Origin of the sequence: Spirillospora albida (genome assembly GCF_000718255.1) — a bacterium.
GTDB classification, from domain to species: domain Bacteria; phylum Actinomycetota; class Actinomycetes; order Streptosporangiales; family Streptosporangiaceae; genus Spirillospora; species Spirillospora albida.
Window position 1 is genome coordinate 149789 of record NZ_JOFJ01000004.1, and the last position, 19390, is coordinate 169178.

Annotated in this window: 15 protein-coding genes; 7 read left to right on the plus strand and 8 right to left on the minus strand. The window is 72.9% G+C overall.

Annotated features, from left to right (window positions below; translation table 11 throughout):
* Positions 1 to 49: 49 nt before the first annotated feature.
* The gene (rsmA, locus tag IE99_RS0107170) at positions 50 to 916 is read right to left on the minus strand and encodes a 16S rRNA (adenine(1518)-N(6)/adenine(1519)-N(6))-dimethyltransferase RsmA (protein ID WP_030165503.1); all 867 of its coding nucleotides are present in this window, start codon (positions 914 to 916) and stop codon (positions 50 to 52) included.
* Between the two features lie 116 nt (positions 917 to 1032).
* On the minus strand, positions 1033 to 2352 hold the full coding sequence (locus IE99_RS0107175; protein ID WP_030165505.1) for an RNA-guided endonuclease InsQ/TnpB family protein: 1320 nt from the start codon (positions 2350 to 2352) through the stop codon (positions 1033 to 1035).
* A 55-nt stretch (positions 2353 to 2407) separates the two neighbouring features.
* Between IE99_RS0107175 and IE99_RS0107180 the strand changes: the two genes are divergently transcribed.
* On the plus strand, positions 2408 to 2629 hold the full coding sequence (locus IE99_RS0107180) for a hypothetical protein (protein WP_157610107.1): 222 nt from the start codon (positions 2408 to 2410) through the stop codon (positions 2627 to 2629).
* Between the two features lie 199 nt (positions 2630 to 2828).
* Here IE99_RS0107180 and IE99_RS0107190 read toward each other — a convergent pair whose 3' ends face one another.
* Both IE99_RS0107190 and metG read right to left on the minus strand, forming a co-directional pair.
* Positions 2829 to 3632, minus strand: a complete 804-nt coding sequence (locus tag IE99_RS0107190) for a TatD family hydrolase (protein ID WP_030165519.1) — start codon at positions 3630 to 3632, stop codon at positions 2829 to 2831.
* A gap of 5 nt (positions 3633 to 3637) precedes the next feature.
* On the minus strand, positions 3638 to 5431 hold the full coding sequence (metG, locus tag IE99_RS0107195) for a methionine--tRNA ligase (protein WP_030165522.1): 1794 nt from the start codon (positions 5429 to 5431) through the stop codon (positions 3638 to 3640).
* Positions 5432 to 5524: 93 nt separating this feature from the next.
* On the opposite strand from metG, the gene IE99_RS0107200 reads away from it, so the two are divergent.
* Positions 5525 to 6769: a glycosyltransferase 87 family protein gene (locus IE99_RS0107200; protein ID WP_030165526.1), complete on the plus strand. Its 1245-nt coding sequence runs from the start codon at positions 5525 to 5527 to the stop codon at positions 6767 to 6769.
* Positions 6770 to 6916: 147 nt separating this feature from the next.
* On the opposite strand, the gene IE99_RS0107205 is transcribed toward IE99_RS0107200, so the two are convergent.
* Positions 6917 to 8194, minus strand: a complete 1278-nt coding sequence (locus tag IE99_RS0107205) for a glycosyltransferase family 2 protein (protein WP_030165529.1) — start codon at positions 8192 to 8194, stop codon at positions 6917 to 6919.
* Between the two features lie 299 nt (positions 8195 to 8493).
* Between IE99_RS0107205 and IE99_RS0107210 the strand changes: the two genes are divergently transcribed.
* Complete coding sequence (locus IE99_RS0107210; protein ID WP_245623093.1) at positions 8494 to 10032, plus strand: glycosyltransferase family 39 protein; 1539 nt, start codon at positions 8494 to 8496, stop codon at positions 10030 to 10032.
* 26 nt (positions 10033 to 10058) lie between these two features.
* On the opposite strand, the gene IE99_RS28930 is transcribed toward IE99_RS0107210, so the two are convergent.
* Together IE99_RS28930 and rsmI are read right to left on the minus strand one after the other, a co-directional pair.
* A complete protein-coding gene (locus tag IE99_RS28930) occupies positions 10059 to 10412 on the minus strand; it encodes a hypothetical protein (RefSeq protein WP_157610109.1) in 354 nt (117 codons plus the stop codon).
* A 148-nt stretch (positions 10413 to 10560) separates the two neighbouring features.
* On the minus strand, positions 10561 to 11397 hold the full coding sequence (gene rsmI / locus IE99_RS0107220; protein ID WP_030165534.1) for a 16S rRNA (cytidine(1402)-2'-O)-methyltransferase: 837 nt from the start codon (positions 11395 to 11397) through the stop codon (positions 10561 to 10563).
* A gap of 118 nt (positions 11398 to 11515) precedes the next feature.
* On the opposite strand from rsmI, the gene IE99_RS0107225 reads away from it, so the two are divergent.
* Entirely contained in the window at positions 11516 to 13105 is a 1590-nt protein-coding gene (locus tag IE99_RS0107225; RefSeq protein WP_030165537.1) for a dolichyl-phosphate-mannose--protein mannosyltransferase, read from the plus strand.
* Between the two features lie 16 nt (positions 13106 to 13121).
* Here the strand turns inward: IE99_RS0107225 and IE99_RS0107230 are convergent, their stop codons facing one another.
* Positions 13122 to 14321 (minus strand): MFS transporter, encoded by a 1200-nt coding sequence (locus IE99_RS0107230; protein WP_211258745.1) that lies wholly within the window; start codon positions 14319 to 14321, stop codon positions 13122 to 13124.
* 208 nt (positions 14322 to 14529) lie between these two features.
* On the opposite strand from IE99_RS0107230, the gene IE99_RS0107235 reads away from it, so the two are divergent.
* From IE99_RS0107235 to IE99_RS30105, 3 genes are all read left to right on the plus strand, one after another.
* Positions 14530 to 15528 carry a LacI family DNA-binding transcriptional regulator gene (locus IE99_RS0107235; RefSeq protein ID WP_030165544.1) on the plus strand — a complete coding sequence of 333 codons (999 nt, stop codon included), beginning with the start codon at positions 14530 to 14532 and terminating at the stop codon, positions 15526 to 15528.
* A gap of 31 nt (positions 15529 to 15559) precedes the next feature.
* Positions 15560 to 16591 carry a magnesium transporter CorA family protein gene (locus IE99_RS0107240; protein WP_030165547.1) on the plus strand — a complete coding sequence of 344 codons (1032 nt, stop codon included), beginning with the start codon at positions 15560 to 15562 and terminating at the stop codon, positions 16589 to 16591.
* Positions 16592 to 16690: 99 nt separating this feature from the next.
* The gene (locus IE99_RS30105; RefSeq protein ID WP_051712166.1) at positions 16691 to 19378 is read left to right on the plus strand and encodes an AAA family ATPase; all 2688 of its coding nucleotides are present in this window, start codon (positions 16691 to 16693) and stop codon (positions 19376 to 19378) included.
* Positions 19379 to 19390: the final 12 nt, after the last annotated feature.

Sequence of the window (19390 nt, forward strand, 5' to 3'; positions counted from 1 at the left end):
CGCAATCGTCGGGAGTGGGGAGGCGGCCGCCGCGCGCGGCCGCCGGGGATCATCGCCCTCGGCCTGCCCGACCATACTCGGCGATGCGCGCGAAGGCGGCCACGTCGAGGGCTTCGCCTCTGGCGCGCGGGTCGACGCCCGCCGTGCGGAGGGCGTTCTCGGCCTCCGGAGCCGACCCGGCCCAGCCTGCCAGCGCGGCGCGCAGCGTCTTGCGGCGCTGCGCGAACGCGGCGTCCACGACGGCGAACACCGCCTCCCTCGTCGCGGAGGTGGCGGGCGGTTCGCGGCGGGTGAACGCGACGAGACCGGAGTCGACGTTCGGGGCGGGCCAGAACACGGCGCGTCCGACGGGACCGGCCCGGCGGGCGTCGCCGTACCAGGCGAGCTTCACCGACGGCACCCCGTAGATCTTCGAGCCGGGCGCGGCGGTCATCCGGTCGGCGACCTCGGCCTGCACCATGACGAGCGCCGTCCGCAGCGACGGCAGCGCGGCGAGCAGGTTCAGGACGACGGGGACGGCGACGTTGTAGGGCAGGTTCGCGACGAGGGCCGTCGGCGCCGGGCCCGGCACGTCCGTGATCCGCATCGCGTCGGCGTGGACGACCTCCAGGCGCCCCGCCAGGTCGGGCTCGCGCGCGGCGGCCGTGGCGGGCAGTTCGGCGGCGAGCACCGGGTCGATCTCGACCGCGACGACCCGCCGCGCCTCCGGCAGCAGCGCCAGGGTGAGGGAGCCGAGCCCCGGGCCGACCTCGATGACGACGTCGTCGGGTGCGAGGCCGGCGGACCGGACGATCCGCCGGACGGTGTTCGCGTCGATGACGAAGTTCTGCCCGAGCGCCTTCGTCGGCCGGACGCCGAGCCGCGCCGCGAGTTCGCGCACGTCGGCCGGCCCGAGCAGCCCCTTGGAGTCCCCCACGGACCCGATTGTCTCAGCCGGAACCGGCCCGAGGGGGGACGACCCCCCACACACGCCAGTGTCTGCATGGAGAACTGTTGAAGTGCTCTCCCGCGTGAACCGCGGGAGATTCCGGCCTACCTTGCGGTGGTCGGCTTGACGCGTCTGGCGTGCCTTGCGACTGCCCCTCCGGCAGCCGGGACGAGCGCGTGGCCCGTCCGGTACAGGTGCAAGACGTTGCGGGCGGCGTTGAGGTCGGCGTTGCCGTCCCAGCCGCACACGGTGTTCTTGCACACGAACCTGGCCTGATCCTGTCGGCTGCCCGGCGTGGTCACCCCGCAGGCGTGGCAGGCCAGGGAAGTGCCAGGAGCGGGTACCTTGTGCAGCCGGCCGCCGCGCTGGGCGGTCTTGTAGGCCAGCATTGCCGCCGTGCGGCCCCAGGCCTCTTGGCTGATGGAGCGGTTCAGCCCTGCCTTGGCCGCGACGTTCTTGCCCGGCTCGTCGATGGTTCCGCGGGCGGATCTGACCATGTTCTCGATGTTCAACTGCTCCACCACGATTACGCCGTAGGTGCGGGCGAGGGCTGTGGTGGTCTTGTGCTGCCAGTCGGTCGCCCTGCGCTTGGCTCTCGCACGAAGGCTCGCGATCTGGTCATACGTTCGCCGCAGCCGGTTGGAGGTCCTCTCCCCGGGCTTGCGGAAGCTCTTGCGGTGCGCGGCCCGGCGTTCCAGCCGCAGCAGCGTGGCCTTCTCGTCAGCGTTCAGCCACTTGTCCCGGTCGGCCTTCCCGTCCGGGAGCCGGGCCGGACGGCCGTGATCCTGGTGGTTGCCGTCCGACAGGGCGAGCGGGATGGTCACCCCGGCGTCGATCCCGACCTCGGGCCCGGGGTGCGGCGCAGGCTGTGGTTCCAGGGTCTGGATCCGGAAGGCGATATGCCAGCCCAGCGGGTCCTTGACCAGCCGCGCCCCGGTGATCCGATTCTGCTCGTTCGCCCGCTTGCCGACGGGGAGGTTCTTGGTCCAGCGGAACCTGACCCGCCCGAGCTTGGGGATGTTCACCATCCCCCACCGGCGATGCACCCGCTTGACGTGCAGGTGGCCGCCTTGCGGGATGTCCACCGCCATGGCCGACCGAAACCGGGTCTTGAAGTTCGGCGCGCCGGCGCGGCCTTCCCAGCAGTTGATCCACGCCCGGTGATAGGTCTTCAGCACCGATTGGGCAGCCTGCGCGGGCAGCACGGCCAGCCAGTCGACCTCCTTGCGGGCCTGACGGATTGCCGCATCGGCGGCCTGGAGGGAACGGTGCCCCTGCGGCATCATCGTCCACCACTCGTGCAGCAGGTTCCACATCGCCCTCGCTGCGTGCGCTTGGGCGTCCAGCACGGCGACCTGGCCGGGCGACAACCAAAGCCGGGCACGATGCCCGGACCGCCCCTCGACTACGGTGTCGCCGCTCATGCCCCCGAGCATGTCATGCGATCCATGTCACCAAGGGTGGTTTCCGAAATGCGAAGTGCGCACCAACTATTGCGTTGGCTCCACGTTGTACGGGCCGTCCGGCGAGCCGTTCCTGCTCGTGGACCTCGACATCCGCCGGACGTTCGAACCCGACTACGTGCTGACGGACACGTCGGGGGCGAAGCGGCTCCTGATCCGGCGAACGAGCCCGCATCCCCGCGTGTACGAACTGCTCCCTCCGGACGGCCCGAAATATCCGGCCGGCCGGACGCATTGACCGGCCTGGCCGGCGTGGTGCCGGGGCGCGAGCCGGGGTACTGGAGGTCCGAGACGCCGACGGCGGGTTCGCGGCGACCATGGCGTCCCGGGGGCGGTCGTGGGTGCTGCGGGTTGAGCCCGGCGCAGCGCCCCCGCTGCGGGACGCCGCGCTCGTCATCGCCTTTCTCCAGCACCGCCTCGGCGACTGAGGCGGTCGCTCACCAGGGGCCGAAGAGGCGTTTGCCGTTCTCGGCGATCGCCGTGCAGAGGTCGGCGACGTCCACGCCCTTGATGTCCGCCATCGCGCGCACGGTGTACGGGATCAGGTAGGACGCGTTCGGCTTGCCCCGGTGCGGGACGGGGGTGAGGAACGGCGCGTCCGTCTCGACCAGGACCAGGTCGAGGGGCGCGGCGCGGAGGGCCTCGCGGAGGGGCTCGGCGTTCTTGAACGTGACGTTCCCGGCGAAGCTCATCGCGTAGCCGCGTTCGGCGCAGACCTCCGCCATCGCCGCGTCGCCGGAGAAGCAGTGGAAGACGACCTTCTCCGGCGCGCCCTCCTCCAGCAGGATCGCGAGGACGTCGTCGTGCGCCTCGCGGTCGTGGATGACCAGGGCCTTCCCGGTGCGCTTCGCGATGCCGACATGGGCGCGGAACGAGCGGTGCTGGTCGCTCTTCGGCGCCCAGTCGCGGTAGTAGTCGAGCCCGGTCTCCCCGATCGCGACGACCTTCGGGTGGGCGGCGAGGGCCTCGACGTCGTCCAGGACGGCGTCGGAGATCCCCGTCGTGTCGTTCGGGTGGATCGCGACGCCCGCGTACACGTCGTCGAACTCGGAGGCGGTCTCCACCGCGACGCGCGACGACGGCAGATCGGTGCCGATCGTGACGATCCGGGCGATCCCCGCCGCCTTCGCGGAACGGAGCTGCTCGTCGACGGGCGTCTCGACGATGTCGAGATGGCAGTGGCTGTCGAAGACGTCGACGGGCAGCCGGTCCGGCAGCGACGGGAACGCGCGCGGCGCCACGCCGCTCACGGCCGCTCCAGGCGGGCGAGCTCCTCGTCCACGACCGAGGTGTCGAGCTTCTTGAACAGCGGCGTCGGCTTGGCGAGCGGGACGCCCGGCCGGATCGGCGCCGACTCCCAGCGCGCCCGGGTGTCGTAGTCGCCGGTCAGGACGCTGTAGTCGGGGCCGCCGTCCTCCGAGACCTCCTGGATCTCCGGCATGCCGCTCCACACGCCCTCGCCGCCGAGCATCTCGTACACCTTCTGCGAGGAGTTCGGCAGGAACGGGGTGAGGAGCGTCTTCGCGTCGTCCACGACCTGGAGCGCGGTGTAGAGGATCGAGCGGACGCGGTCGGGGTCGTCCTTCAGCTTCCAGGGGGCCTGGTCCGACAGGTACCGGTTCGCGTCCCGGACGACGTCGAGCGCCTCGGTCGTCGCGTTCTTGAAGCGGGACCGGCCGAGCTCCGCGCCGACGGCCGCGAACGCGTTCCGGCTGCGCTCCATGAGGGCGCGGTCGGCGTCGGTGAGGTCGCCCGGCTCCGGGATCGCGCCGTAGTTCTTCGCGGCCATGTTCACCGACCGGTTGACGAGGTTGCCCCACGCGGCGACGAGCTCGTCGTTGTTGCGGCGGACGAACTCCGACCAGGTGAAGTCGGTGTCCTGGTTCTCCGGCCCGGCGACCGCGACGTAGTACCGCAGCGCGTCGACGTCGTAGCGCTCCAGGAAGTCCTTCACGTAGATGACGACGTTGCGGGACGAGGAGAACTTCCTGCCCTCCATCGTCAGGAACTCCGACGACACGACCTCGGTCGGGGTGTTCAGCGCGCCCAGCGAGCCGGGCGTCCCGCCCTTGTCGCCCTGGCCGCTGTAGCCCAGCAGCATCGCCGGCCAGATCTCGGCGTGGAAGACGATGTTGTCCTTGCCCATGAAGTAGTACGACAGGGCGTCCGGGTCCTGCCACCAGGCGCGCCACGCCTCCGGGTCGCCCGACCGGCGGGCCCACTCCACGGACGCGGAGAAGTAGCCGACGACCGCGTCGAACCACACGTACAGCTTCTTCGCCGGGTTGTCGCGCCACCCGTCGAGCGGGATCGGGACGCCCCAGTCGAGGTCGCGGCTGATCGCGCGGGGCTGCATGTCGTCCAGCAGGTTCAGCGCGAACTTCACCACGTTCGGCCGCCACTCGCCCTGCCTGCCGCGCAGGTACCGGCCGAGGACCTCGGTGAACGCGGGCAGGTCGAGCATGAAGTGCTCGGTCTCGACGAACTTCGGCGTCTCGCCGTTGATCCGTGATACCGGGTTGACCAGCTCGACCGGGTCGAGCTGGTTGCCGCAGTTGTCGCACTGGTCGCCGCGCGCCCCGTCGTATCCGCAGATGGGGCAGGTGCCCTCGATGTAGCGGTCGGGGAGGGTCCGGCCGGTGGACGGCGAGATCGCGCCCATCGTCGTCTTGGGGAAGATGTAGCCGTTGTCGTACAGGCCCTTGAAGATCTCCTGGACGACCGCGTAGTGGTTGCGCGTCGTCGTCCGGGTGAACAGGTCGTACGACATGCCGAGGCCGTGCAGGTCCTCCGCGATGACGCGGTTGTAGCGGTCGGCCAGCTCGCGGGCCGTCAGGCCCTCCTTGTCGGCCTGCACCTGGATGGGCGTGCCGTGCTCGTCGGTGCCGCTGACCATCAGGACCTGGTTGCCCGCCATCCGCTGGTAGCGGCTGAACATGTCGGCGGGCAGCGCGAACCCGGAGACGTGCCCGATATGGCGGGGCCCGTTGGCGTACGGCCAGGCGGGCGCGGTCAGGATGTGTCGGCTCGACGAGGACATGCCCTCAAGGGTAGAGGCCCCGGCCTCCCCCGAGCGCATCCATTACCCGGGCCATCACGCGGCAGGGCTCCCACCCTGGCATGATCTGTGCCGATGGACCACTCACCCTTCGCCGCCCTGCTGCTCGCGTGCGGTCTCGCGCTCGCCGTGCTGGCCCAGCGCCGCCACTGGCGGCCGTCGCCGGCCGTGACGCTCGCCGTCGCCCTCGGCTTCCGGGCGGTCCTGCTGATCATCGCGGCGGGCAGCGGCTGGCAGCCCGTCGACTTCGAACAGGGCTTCCAGCCCGCCGGCGAGGCGATCCTGGACGGCCGCGACCCCGTGCTGAGCACGAACGGGTCCTGGCACTTCCTGCCGTTCGTCCCCTACTTCTACGCGCTCGGCCTCGCGGTCGGCCTGCCGTGGGAGATCGCCGGGCGCATCTGGACGGTCCTCGCCGACCTGGTGCTGGTCGCCCTGGTGGGGCGGCTCGCCGGGCCGCGCACCGCGGCGCTGCGCCGCTTCCAGTACGCGTGCAACCCGGTCGCGCTGATGGTCGCGGTGATCCACGCCCAGGTCGAGCCGATCTCCCTCGTCTTCCTCGTCGCCGCCTACCTGGTGGCGCGGAAGGCCGCGGAGGAGACCGGCCGCCGCGCGGCGGGGTCCGCCGTGGCGGCGGGCGCGCTGTTCGGGCTGGCGCTGTCGGCGAAGAGCTGGCCCATCATCCTGCTCCCCGTCGTCCTGGCGATGCTGCCGGGGTGGCGCGTCCGGTTCTACGGCCTCGTCGCCGCCGGCGCGGTGCCGCTGGCGTTCCTCGTCACGCTGCCGCTGGTCGTGGACACCGACTGGGAGGCCATCACGAACGTGTTCGGCTACCTCGGCGGCGTCCGGCCCATCGTCGGGGAATGGGGCTGGACGGCCCTGCTGACCGGTGGCGACTGGGCGCTCGTGCCCGCGTACTCGCGGATCGGGCAGATCATCCTCTACACGACGCTGGGCGTCGTGGCGTGGCTGTGGCGGCGCGCCGACAAGGTCGACATGACGACGGCGATGCTGCTGGCGTTCCTCGTCGTCACGCCCCGGATGGGGGCCCAGTACCTGATGTGGTTCATGCCGTTCCTGGTGGCGCGCCCGACGCGCTGGGCGACCGGGGCCATCACGGCGGCGGCCCTGTGGGCGGGCAGCGGCTACCTGCTGCTCACGCAGTTCGACGAGAGCACCTGGTGGACGATGCACTCCTGGTGGTCGCGGGCCTCGATCCTCGTCATCCCGTGGCTGGTGCTGGCGATGCCGTGGGAGCGGCGGACGCCCGCGGCCACGGCTCCGTCGCCGGCCCCGGAGTCGTCCACCACGCCGGTCTGACCCGGAAGGCGGGGCCTGATCCGGAAGGCGGGTCCCGACCCGCGAAGCGGATGGGCCCGGCAAGCGGCCAGGCCCGGAGGACACGAGCCCGGAAAGCAGATGAGCCCGGACCCTCCGCGGGTCCGGGCTCGCTCCGTCTGGACGGGATCAGTCGGTGCCGACCGCCGCCGCGTCCTTGTCGGCGGCCTCGGCGGCCTGCGCCTTGCGCTCGTCCGCGACCTTCTCGGCGGCCGCGTCGACGACGCCCGCGGCCTCCTCCGCCACGTCCGTGATCGGCGGGTGCTGGCGGCGGCGGATGCCGAGGATGCTGACGAACAGCGACGCGAAGATCGCCTGGAAGCTCATCACCAGCGCGGTCGCCGCCGGGACGACCATGCGCAGCGAGTGCCGGGGGTCGAGCTCGCCGAAGCTGTTCACGCGCCAGTGCATGAGCGAGGCGACCAGGCCGGCGAGACCGGCCGCGGCCAGCAGCCCGCCGAGCAGCAGGCCCCGCTCCAGGCTCCACCAGTCGATGATCTTCTGCACCCTGCGGTCGTGCGGCAGGAAGCCCTCCTGCATCGCGTAGACCTTCGTGAGCAGCGCGAACAGCACCGCCTGGAAGCCGATCACGAGCGCGGCACCGGCGCCGACGAGGGTGTCGACGTCGAACGCCACCTTCCCGACCGTGACCGGACCGGTCGACAGTGCGATCCCGGCGACCAGTCCGAGCGTCATGAAGACGAGACCCGGGATCAGGAAGAGCCAGCGGGGGCTGTAGAGCATGAGGAAGCGCAGATGACGCCATCCGTCGCGCCAGGTGTTCAGGTGCGGGGCGCGCGTCCGGCCGTCCGGCGACAGCGTGGTCGGGACCTCGCGGATGTCGTACTTCTGCAGGGTCGCCTTCACGACCATCTCGCTCGCGAACTCCATGCCGCCCGTCTGCAGCCCGAGCCGCAGGATCGACTCCTTGTTGAAGGCCCGCAGCCCGCAGTGGAAGTCGCCGATCTTGCTGCCGAAGAACAGCCGGCCCACGAAGCTCAGCACCGGGTTGCCGAGGTAGCGGTGCAGCGGCGGCATCGCGCCCGGCGCGATCCCGCCCTTGAACCGGTTGCCCATCACGAGGTCGGCGCCGTCGCGCAGTTCGTCCAGGAACGGGCCGAGGGTGGTGAAGTCGTAGGAGTCGTCGGCGTCGCCCATCGCCACGTACCGGCCGCGCGCGGCGCGGATGCCGCCCATGAGCGCGTTGCCGTAGCCCTTGTCGGCGACCGGCACGACCCGCGCGCCGGCGTCCCTGGCGAGCTGCTGGCTGCCGTCGGTGCTGCCGTTGTCGGCGATGACGACCTCGCCGTCGATGCCCTTCTCCTCGAAGAAGCCGATGGTCTTGCGGACGCAGGTCTCGACCGTCTCGGCCTCGTTCAGGCACGGCATCACTACGGAGAGTTCCACGCGATCTCCTTTGTCACTGCTGGTGACCGTCTGCGGTATTTTCCACTACTCTCGTCGTGTTCCGCCGACCGGCCCGTCGTAGCTCATGATGCCTGCCGGGGACGGGCGATGTCGGCCGCTCCCGAGAAGAGCCGCCGTATCGTGTTGCGGACTCGCAACCGAAACGCCCTCTCGGGCACGGTCGCGCGCGGCAGGCTGAGCACGACAAGCATAGGGGCACTGCGGCCCGGAAAGGCAGGGTCGCGGTGACGCGTGCCGGAGCAGGACGGGTGCCGGGCACCGAAAGGGGAGGTTCGGTAGTGGCTGACGACACGTCCGGGGCGGCGGCCGTCGCACGGGTCCGGGAGAGGGGCGCCGCGCTGTGGGCACTGGCCCGCCGGCACCCCGTGTTCACTGTGATCATTGTCATGGCGGCGGTGCTGCGCGGCCTGGCGATGGCCGGCTACCGGCCGGTGATGTTCTTCAACGACAGCTTCGACTACCTGCACGTCGCGATGGACCCGTTCCCGCACCCGCTGCGGCCGGACGGCTACTCGTTCCTGCTGATCCTGCTGAAGCCGTTCCACAGCTTCGCGCTCGTCGCGGCCGTCCAGCACCTCATGGGCCTGGCCATGGGCGTGATGATCTACGCGCTGCTGCGGCGGAAGTTCCGGCTGCCGGGCTGGGGCGCGGCGCTCGCTGCGGCGCCGGTGCTGCTGGACGCCTACCAGATCCAGCTGGAGCACCTCGTCCTGTCGGACACGATGTTCACGTTCCTGGTGATGTCGGCGGTCACGCTGCTGCTGTGGCACGACCGGCCGACCTGGAAGATCGCGGCAGCGGTCGGCCTGATCATCGGGATGGCCTGGCTGACCCGCTCGGTCGGCATGCCGGTGCTGGTCGGCGTGCTGGCCTACCTGCTGATCCGGCGCAGCGGCTGGAAGATCCTCGCGGTCACGATGGCCGCGTGCGCGCTGCCCGTCCTGTCCTACATGGGCTGGTACAAGGTCGACAGCGGCAAGTTCGCGATCACCGAGAGCAACGGGATCTTCCTGTACGCCCGGGTCTACAAGTTCGCCGACTGCCACAAGATGAAGGACCTGCCGGTCAGCGAGTACCCGCTGTGCACCGAGCCCGCGAACCGGCTGCCGAACTCGCAGGACGGCATCTGGAACGCGGGGTCGCCGCTCAACCGCTACACCGGCAAGCGGTTCAGCCCGGAGAACAACAAGCTGGGCAACGACTTCGCCAAGCGCGCGATCACCTCGCAGCCCGGCGACTACCTCCAGGTCGTCGCGCACGACTTCTTCCGCGTCTTCCGCTGGGAGCGGACCGTCTTCCCGGACGAGGCGACGTACGCGCAGTACGAGTTCCGCGAGGAGGGCAACCCCCTGCCGGACTGGCGGATGGGCGCGCACGCCACCGCGTCCGGCGAGGCCAGGGAGTACGAGAACGGCGACGCGCAGACCCGGGTCGCCGAACCGGTCGCCGGGGTGATCCGCGGCTACCAGGACGTGTTCTACCTGCGCGGGACGATGGTCGGGATCATCCTGCTGATCGGTCTCGGCGGGCTGCTGCCGCTCTGGCGGCGGCTCGGCGGCCCGGCGCTGCTGCCGTGGACGCTCGCGACGGGCCTGCTGCTCGCGCCCGCCGCGACCGCCGAGTTCGACTACCGGTACGTCCTGCCGGGGGTCCCGCTGGCCGCGCTGGCCGCGGGGATGGCGTTCAGCCCCGAGGTGCGCCGGTCCCTGGCCGGCCTGCGGGGCCGGTTCCGCGGCCCGGACACCGGGGAGGGCGCGCCGTCCGACGTGCCGGTGGAGCCCGCCGCCCGGCGGATCCCCGAGGTCGCCGCGAAGTAGGGCCCCGCGCGGGCCGCTCGCGGGGGCTACCAGGCGTGCAGGCGGCGCAGCCGGAACACCAGTTCCAGCTCGTTGCCCCGCCGCGCCTCCGGGACGATCGGGTGCCTGCCGAAGGCGCCCGCCACCGCCTTGACGTTCTGGGCGCCGCAGCGCGGGCAGACATGGTCGCTCCAGGGGGTCATGCAGCGCTGCCCGTGCCGCTCGTACGCGACGCCGTCATGGCTGTGCCCGTCGTCGGAATGGCGGACCTCGAACTGCTCGTTCCAGATGTGCTCGCAGTGCACGCACTCGTAGACCCACGCCTCGTGGGTCGACCACACGTCCTGCACGGTCCTCACCCCCCACGGCGGCGCCCCCGCGACGCCACCCGCTCGATTCACGCGCCGTACGGTCCGTCTCGCGGGGCCCTCTTCCATGATGGCTCCGCGCGGGTTCCCTCTTGGGGTTTGTTCCCGCAAAGTGTGCGTTGCATCGCACCCGGTCACATGTCGTCCCATGACCGTCACCATCGCGGCGCGGTTTGGGCGGCTAACGGGTGGCGGCGACGACCGCGTCGTAGACGTCCCGTTTCGGCAGGCCGTTCTCCTTGGCGACCTCGGAGATGGCCTGCTTCCTCGGGGTTCCGGCGGCCTCCCGGGCCGCGACGGCGGCGACGAGGTCGGCGGGCTCGGAGAGCCCCTCCGGTTCCGGTGCACCGGCCACCACCAGGGTGATCTCACCCCGGACGCCGTCCTCCGCCCAGGCGGCGAGGCCGGCGAGCGGGCCGCGGCGGACCTCCTCGTAGGTCTTGGTCAGCTCCCGGCACACCGCGGCCGGACGGTCCGCCCCGAACGCGTCCGCCATCGCGGCGAGGGTCGCGGCGAGCCGGTGCGGCGCCTCGAAGAACACCATCGTGCGGGGCTCGCGGGCCAGCGCGTCCAGCCGGCGGGCCCGCTCCCCCGGCTTGCGCGGCGGGAACCCCTCGAAGCAGAACCGGTCGGTGGGCAGGCCCGACACCACCAGCGCGGTCGTGACGGCGGACGGCCCCGGCAGCACCGACACCGGCACGTCCGCGGCTACGGCCGCCCGCACCAGGCGGTACCCGGGATCGGACACCCCGGGCATCCCCGCATCGGTGATCACCAGGACGTCCCGCCCGGCGAGGAGCTCTCCGAGGAGCTCCTCCGCGCGGGCCCTCTCGTTCTGGTCGTAGTACGACACGATCCGGGCGGCGAGGGCGACGCCGAGGTCGGCCGCCAGCCGGCGGAGCCGCCGGGTGTCCTCGGCCGCGATCACCGGCGCGTCCGCCAGCGCGGCGCGCAGCCGCTCCGACGCGTCCCCGGGCCGCCCGATCGGCGCCGCCGCCAGCAGCAAGGTCCCTGTCACGCCGCCATTCTCGCACCGCCGGGAGCCGTCCCACCTCCCGCGTAAGGCGCCCGCCCCGGTCGCGGAGGCGCGCACCCGCCCTTCCGCCGGCGCCGGCCGGCGCCTTTACGATGGCGAGATGGCGACCACGGATCTGGCACCCGCCCCGTCCGACACGGCGGGGGCGCGGCGGCATCCGCTGCGCGACCGGCTCGCGCCGCCGCTGCCGGACGGCCCGCTCTGGTCATGGGTGGGCGCGCTGCTGGTCACCGCGTTCGCGGGGTTCCTGCGGTTCGACGGCCTGGGCACGCCGAAGGCCGTGGTCTTCGACGAGACCTACTACGCCAAGGACGCCCTCGCGCTGCTGCGGTTCGGGTGGGAGCACGACACCGTCGAGGGCGCCGACAAGAAGCTGATCGCCGATCCGCACGCCGACATCTGGGAGGGCGGAGCGACGTTCGTCGCCCACCCGCCGGGCGGCAAGTGGATGATCGCGATCGGCGAGCAGCTGTTCGGCGCGACCCCGTTCGGGTGGCGGTTCATGCCCGCGCTGGCCGGCACCCTCGCCGTGCTGATCCTGTGCCGGCTGGCCCGCCGGATGACCGGGTCGACGCTGCTGGGCTGCGCCGCCGGCCTGCTCCTCGCCGTGGACGGCCTCGCGTTCGTGACGAGCCGGACCGCGCTGCTCGACATCTTCGTCATGTTCTGGGTGCTCGCCGGGTTCGCGTGCATCGTGAACGACCGGGACCGGTCGCGGCGGCTCCTCGCCGAGAGGCTCGAGCGGGGCGACGCGTCCCCCCATGGGCCGTTCCTCCCGCACGGATGGCGGTACCTGGCGGGCGTCTGCCTCGGCCTCGCCTGCGCCACCAAGTGGACGGGCGTGTTCTACATCGCCGCCTTCGGGATCATGGTCGTGCTGTGGGACCACGGGGCGCGGAGGGCGGCCGGCGTGCGCAGGCCGCTCACCGGGACGCTGCTGCTGGAGGCCGGCCCGGCGTTCGGGCAGCTGGTCGTGGTGGCGGGGGTCACCTATCTGGCGTCCTGGTCGGGGTGGATCTTCAAGGCGGGCGGCTGGGGGCGCGGCGAGGTCGCGTCCGGGTGGCTGTCGCGGCCGTTCGAGGCCATGCCGGACCTGTGGCGCTACCACACCGAGATGCTCGACTTCCACAACGGCTTGGACACCAGCCACCCGTACCAGTCGTGGCCGTGGGACTGGCCGGTCCTGCGCCGCCCGGTCGCGTTCTTCTACACCGAGCCGAAGGGCGCCTGCGGGTCGGGCGAGCGCTGCTCCCGGGAGATCCTCGGCATCGGGACGCCGGTGCTGTGGTGGGGGGCGCTCGCCGCGCTCGTGGCCGTCCTGGTGATCTGGCTGCTCAAACGGGACTGGCGGGCGGGCGCGATCGTCCTCGGGTTCGCCGCGGGCTGGCTGTCGTGGTTCCCGTCGGCGTTCGCGGACCGGACGATGTTCCTGTTCTACGCGACGCCGCTCATCCCGTTCATGGTGCTGGCGATCGTCCTGGCCATGGGGTACCTGGTCGGCCCGGCCGCCTCGGGCGCGCACGGGCACGCCGCGCCGCCGGGGCCGCGGCGGGTCGCCGGAGCGGCCGCCGCCGGGGCGTTCGTCCTCGTCGTGCTGGCGAACTTCGCCCACTTCCACCCGATCTGGACCGCCGACACCCTCACCTACGACCAGTGGCGCGACCGGATCTGGTTCGACACCTGGATCTGATCGCGGCCCGGTCGCGTCAGGCCCTCGCCGCGACCGGCTCGCAGACCGGGTCGGGACGCAGCGTCCGCGTCCCCGCCAGGCACAGCAGCAGCGCGAGGACCCCGCCGAGACCCGCCCCGGCGAACGCGCCGGGGACGCCCGCGACCTCCTCGCCGACCCCCGCGACGGCCGAGCCGAGCGCGCTGCCGGCGCCGACCGCGGCGACGACCCACGCGAACGCCTCGGTGACGGTGCCGGCGGGGGCGAGCCGGTCCACGAGCGCGAAGCTGCAGGCCAGGACCGGCGCGAGGAACACCCCGCTGACGAACGCCAGGACCGACATCGCGACGAGCCCCGGCGCGAGGACGAGCGGGACGTACCCGGCGGCGAGCGCGGCGAGCAGCGGCGGCAGCCGCCGGTGCGGCTCGCCGGGCCAGGGCCGGGCGCCGTAGAGCAGGCCGCCGGCGAGGGCGCCCGCCGACATGCAGGCCAGCAGCAGCCCGGACGCGAGGTCGGAGCCGTGCTCCTCGGCGTAGGCGACGACGGCGACCGCGTAGACGCCGAGCGCGATCCCGGCGCACGCCAGCGACGCCAGCAGGACCCGCAGGCCGGGTGAGCGGAGCGGCCCCGCCCATCCGGTGGTGCGCGGTTCGCCCCGCCAGCGGCGGGACGGCCCGGACAGCGCCACGACGAGCGTGCCCGCGACGCCGAGCGCGCCGGTCAGCACCAGCGCGGTCTCGGTGTTCACGGCGGCGGCCCCGACGACGAGGAGCGGCCCGACGGTGAACAGGATCTCCTGCGCGGCGGCGTCGAGCGCGTACGCGGCGTGGACCTGGGCTGCGTCGTCGAGGACGTCCGCCCAGAGCGCGCGCAGCCCCGCCTCCAGCGGCGGCGTCGCGAACCCGGCCACGGTCACGGCGGCGACGGCGACCGGCAGCGGGCCGGCGCCGCACCAGGCGAGCGCGGCGAACCCGGCGCCGGAGACCAGCGCCCCGGGAAGCAGCACCCGGGGCTGGCCGTAGCGGTCCATGGCGCGCCCGAGCACGGGCTGCCCGGCGGCCATCGCGAGCCCCAGCAGCGCGGCGAGCGCCCCCGCCAGGGGGTAACCGCCGCCGTCGGCCCGGATGTGCAGGACGACCGCGAGCATCGCCATCCCGTTCGGCAGCCGCCCGAGCAGGGTCCCGCCGAGCAGGCGCCCGGCGTACGGCCTCCGCAGGAACTCGACATACCCGCGCACCCGATCGTCTCCCCGCTTGGTCATACGTATTACTAATCCGAGCATCATACGCACCCACCCCGTTCCCGTCCCCCCGTTTTCCGGCCCCCGCCTCAGGCGACCGGACTCCCACGGAAACGGAGACCGACCGAGCACACGATCGACCGGGTGCGGGGCGGGTGGGCGGGGCGGGCGGCTCTACGCTGGGCTGCGGTGGCAGGAGGTGTGCATGACGGGCCGTCCGACGAGCCGGGACGTGGCCAGGGAGGCCGGGGTCTCCCAGTCCACGGTGTCGCTCGTGCTGGGCGGCAAGTGGACGGGCCGGGTGTCCCCCGCGACCGCGGCGGGAGTCCGCGCGGCCGCCGCGCGGCTCGGCTACCGGCCGAACCGGGCGGCCCGGAACCTGCGGCTCGGCACGACCCGGACCGTCCTGCTGATGGTGCCGTCGCTGACCTCGCCGTTCTTCGGGCCGGTCTACCGGGGCGCGGCGCGGGTCGCGGCCCGGCACGGGTTCGGCGTCGTCGTCTACGAGTGGCCGGACCTGCCCGGACCCGCGGGCAGCCCGTTCGCGGCGCCGCACGAGGCGATCGACGGGATCCTCGCGTCGTCGATGGCGGTGGAGGCGGTCGGCGGGTTCCCGGGCACGCCCGCCGTGATGCTCGACAGCGACCCGGACGGGCCCGTCCCGTCCGTCGGGCTCGGCGTCGCCGACGGGATGCGGGCGATCATCGCGCACCTGGCCGCGCTCGGCCACACGCGCTTCGGGCATGTCGCCGCCGACGTCGACCAGTGGACGTTCCACAGCCGCGCCGACGCCCTGGCCGCGGCCGTCGGCGCGGTGCCGGGCGGGGCGCTGGTGCGGGCGGGCTGCGCGATCGACGTGGCGTCGGCGAAGGCCGCGGCCGGCCGGCTGCTGGACGGCCCGCACCCGCCCACGGCGCTGGTCTGCGACGACGACCAGATCTCCGCGGGCGCCTACAAGGCGGCGCGGGCACGCGGCCTGGACGTTCCGCGCGATCTGTCGGTGACCGGGTTCGACGACGTCCTGCTGGCGACCGCGCTGGAGCCGGAGCTGACCACGGTGCGGCTGCCCGCCGAGGACCTCGGCGCGGCGGGGATGGCGGCGCTGCTGGAGCTCCTCGACGGGGGCTGCCCGGCACCCCGGACGCTGCCCGGGGAGCTGATCGTCCGGTCCTCGACGGCGGCTCCTCCGCGAGGCACCCGGTGATCACCCGTCCGCAAGGGGTATAAGGGGGCCCATGGCACCCCACCCCTCGGAAACCGACATCGACGCCTATCCGGACAATCGGATCGGCTCGGCGCCGCCCCGCACCCGGGCCTGGCGCGGCGGCGAGATCATCGCGCAGGGCTTCCCGGTCGCGGACGTGAGCGACTACCTGGAGATGCCCGACGTGGTGGTGTGGCTCGACCTGTGCGCGCCCCGCCACGGCGACCTGCGGGTGATCAGCGATGAGCTGGGGCTCGACCACGTCGCGGTCGAGGACGCCGTGTCCCGCCACGAGCGCGCCAAGCTCGACCGGTACGACGGCTACGCGTTCCTGAACGTCTACGTCCCCGAGGTGGGGAACGGGGACATGGTGCTGCACGAGCTGTCGGCGTTCGTGACGGACCGGGCGCTCGTCACCGTCCGGCAGGAGACCGGTGTCGACGTGGACACCCTGATCCGCCGCTGGGACGACGCCCCCACCGACATGGACGGGTCCGGCGCCGGGTTCCTGCTGTACGGGCTGCTCGACATGGTCATCGACCTCCAGCTCGCGGCCGTCCAGGCCCTGGACTCCGAGGCCGACGAGGTGGAGGAGCTCGTCTTCGACGACGACCTGCCGGTCCGGGAGATCCAGCAGCGCAGCTACAAGCTGCGCAAGAACCTGGTGGCGCTGCGGCGGGTCGCGCTGCCGATGCGCGAGGTCCTGAACACGCTGCTGCGGCGGGACGTCCGGCTGATCACGCCGGAGCTCACCCCGTACTTCCAGGACGTCTACGACCACACCCTGCGCATCGGCGAGTGGACGGACGGCCTGCGCGACCTCGTCGCCAACCTCGTCGACACCCGGATCGCCCTGCAGGGCAACCGGATGAACGAGGTGATGAAGAAGGTCACCAGCTGGGCGGCGATCATCGCGGTGCCGACCGCCATCACGGGCTTCTACGGGCAGAACGTCCCGTATCCGGGATCGCAGCAGCACTCGGGCTTCGTGGTGAGCATGACGCTGATCATCGTGTGCAGCGGCGGCCTGTACGCCCTGTTCCGCTGGCGCGACTGGCTCTGAGCCCGGGGGCGGACCGGTCGCGATCCGGCCGGAGGACGCCCGGCATCCCGTCCGGAAACGTAGGCTGTACCTCTGCTTTGTTCTGCCTTGGAGGAACGCTTGCGGCTGCCGGACCATCTGGAGCCACTGCTCAGCGACGAGCCGGTGCTCGACGTGTACGCGTACGGCCCCTGGCGGGTGCCGGACGGCCTGTTCGCGGAGATCTCCGAGCGGATCGACGCGCTCGCGGCCGACCCGCGCGCGGCCGGGCTGACCACCGACGAGCACAAGCTGCTGACGCTGCCCGCCTCGCTGGTCACGGCGGAGGTCTTCGGCATCCTCGCGTTCCTGCCCGGCGGCGGGGCGATCAAGGCGGGTTCGTGGTCGCAGCTGCCCGAGCGGCTGCTGCACCGGCACCTGGCGAACCCCGCGCCGCTGAGCACCCGGATGACGCGCTGGGACGCGCCCGGCGGCCGGTGGCGGCCGCCGATCGACTGGCTGGTGGAGGCGCCCGACCGGGAGCTCGCGATCGAGCTGGCCCGCGAGTGCCTGGACGCCCTCGCGGGCATCGAGCCGCTGGAGGAGCGGCGCTCGGCCCTGCTGCGGCTGTACGACGCGCCGCCGCCGTGCGACGTGAACCTGCCGAAGATGGAGCTGCGGGAGCACTGGCACGCGCACGCCCCCGAGGACGTCCTCGCGGCCGTCCCGGAGCTGCTCGGGCCGGTCGGCTACCTCGACTGGGCGACGGCGGGCCTGATCGCGGCGTTCGACGCCCTGCGGGCGGCGGCGCCGCGTGAGGAGACGCTCGAGTCGCACCTGATCCAGCTGCTGCTGCAGGGCAGCATGGAGCACGTCCCGGCGGAGCTGGCCGCGGCGGTCGGCGAGGACCGGTACGCCGACCTGCTGCGGCGCTTCCCGGGCGAGCGCCGCGGGTTCAAGGCGGGCGCGTGGCAGGAGCGGACCCGCGCGTGGCTGCTGCAGGCCCTGGTCGCGGGCGCCGCGGACGCGTGCCGCGCCTGGCTCGACATGGCGATGCGGTTCGTCGCGGTCGTCCAGGGGCTGCCGGGCGACCCGTGGTTCCCGAAGGCCGAGTGGATCCCGGTCGGCCAGTTCCAGACGGACCTGCGCCGCCTGTACGCGCCCCGCCGCCGCATCGTGAACCCGCTCGGCGAGAAGCTCGCCGCCGTCCCCGCGCCCGCGGCGGCGCCCGCCGCGCGGCCGGATCTGGTCACGACCCTGGTGGAGCAGCCCGAGGTGACCGCGGCCCTGGACGAGCTGACCCGGGCGGGCGGCCCCGTCCGCCTCATGCTGGCCGGGCCCGAGGGCACCGGCAGGCGGGACGCGGCGCGGGAGCTGGCCGCGTCCCTCGCCCTCGGCCGCGACCCGCTGTGGGTCACCGCGAACCTGTTCGCGGGCCAGCGGCTCCCGGACGCGGTCGCGAAGCTGCACGCCGACGTCCGCGACTGCGGCGCCGACCGGCTCCTGGTCATCGAGGGCCTGGACGGCGTCATCGCCGAACCCGGCAACGGGGAGGCGCTCGCCGACGAGCTGCACCGGCTGCTCGCCGTCCATCCGGAGCTGAACGTCGTCGCGCTGTGCGGGCCGGGCGGCGACGAGCGGATCCGCGACGTCCACCCCGTCCTGCCCGGCCGGTTCCGGATCGCCCGGACGCATCCGTTCAGCGCCGCCGGGCACGCGGAGCTGTTCCGCCGCGCCCTCACCGCCCGCGGGGCGCGCGCCACCCGGCAGGCCCTGGACGCGGCGGGCGCGCTGCTCGCCGCGACCCCGCCCATGCAGCAGCTCCGCAACGCGCGCCTCGCGCCCCATCTGGCCGACCAGCTCGTCGCGGCCGCCCGCGCCCGCACCACGGGCGAGCAGGGCGGCGGGCTCGTGATCCGCAAGCAGGACGTCCCGGACACGCTCGACACGGCGCCGTCCGCCGGGAACCCCCTCGCCGAGCTGCGGGAGCTCACCGGCCTGGAGACCGTCAAGCAGGAGATCTCGCTGCTGATCGCCGGCACGCACGCGGCCCGGCTGCGCGCCGACACGGGGCTGCGGATCACCCCGCCGACGCGGCACATGGTGTTCACCGGCAACCCGGGCACCGGAAAGACCATGGTGGCGCGGCTGATCGGCCGGATCTACAAGAGGCTCGGGGTGCTGTCGTCCGGGCACCTGGTGGAGGCGTCCCGCGCGCATCTCGTCGGCGAGTACATCGGCCAGACCGCGCCGCGCACGCGCCGGCTGGTCGAGCGCGCGCTCGGCGGCGTCCTGTTCATCGACGAGGCGTACACCCTGACGCAGTCCCCGCTGCGCGGCGACTACGGCCACGAGGCCATCGCCGAGCTCGTCAAGCTGATGGAGGACCACCGCGACGACCTCATCGTGATCGTCGCCGGGTACGAGCAGGAGATGGCGGAGTTCCTCGCCGCGAACCCGGGCCTCGACTCCCGGTTCCCCAAGCAGCTCCACTTCCCCGACTACACCGACGAGGAGCTGATCGCGGTGTTCGAGCAGCTCGCCGCCGCCGACGGCTTCCGCCTCGCGCCCGGCACCGCCGGCACACTGGCCACGATGCTGCGCAGGGCGCCGCGCGGCCCGTCCTTCGGCAACGGCCGCCTGGTGCGCAACCTTCTCGACATCGCCGTGGCGAACCAGGCCGACCGTGTCGCCTCCGCCGCCCTCGACGCGAAGCGCCCCGCCGCGAAGAGGAAGCCGCCGTCCAAGCGCGAACTGGTCACGCTGAAGCCGGTCGACCTCCCGCCCCTGCTGGAGCACCCCGAGGAGTTCTACGGCCTCTACCTCTGAGGTCGCCTTCGC

Bases quoted from the DNA above. Each gene is read 5' to 3' on its own strand.
- IE99_RS0107175 (WP_030165505.1), bottom strand. From the start codon at position 2,352: ATGAGCGGCGACACCGTAGTCGAGGGGCGGTCCGGGCATCGTGCCCGG.
- metG (WP_030165522.1), bottom strand. From the start codon at position 5,431: ATGTCCTCGTCGAGCCGACACATCCTGACCGCGCCCGCCTGGCCGTAC.
- IE99_RS0107200 (WP_030165526.1), top strand. From the start codon at position 5,525: ATGGACCACTCACCCTTCGCCGCCCTGCTGCTCGCGTGCGGTCTCGCG.
- IE99_RS0107225 (WP_030165537.1), top strand. From the start codon at position 11,516: ATGGCGACCACGGATCTGGCACCCGCCCCGTCCGACACGGCGGGGGCG.
- IE99_RS0107235 (WP_030165544.1), top strand. From the start codon at position 14,530: ATGACGGGCCGTCCGACGAGCCGGGACGTGGCCAGGGAGGCCGGGGTC.
- IE99_RS0107240 (WP_030165547.1), top strand. From the start codon at position 15,560: ATGGCACCCCACCCCTCGGAAACCGACATCGACGCCTATCCGGACAAT.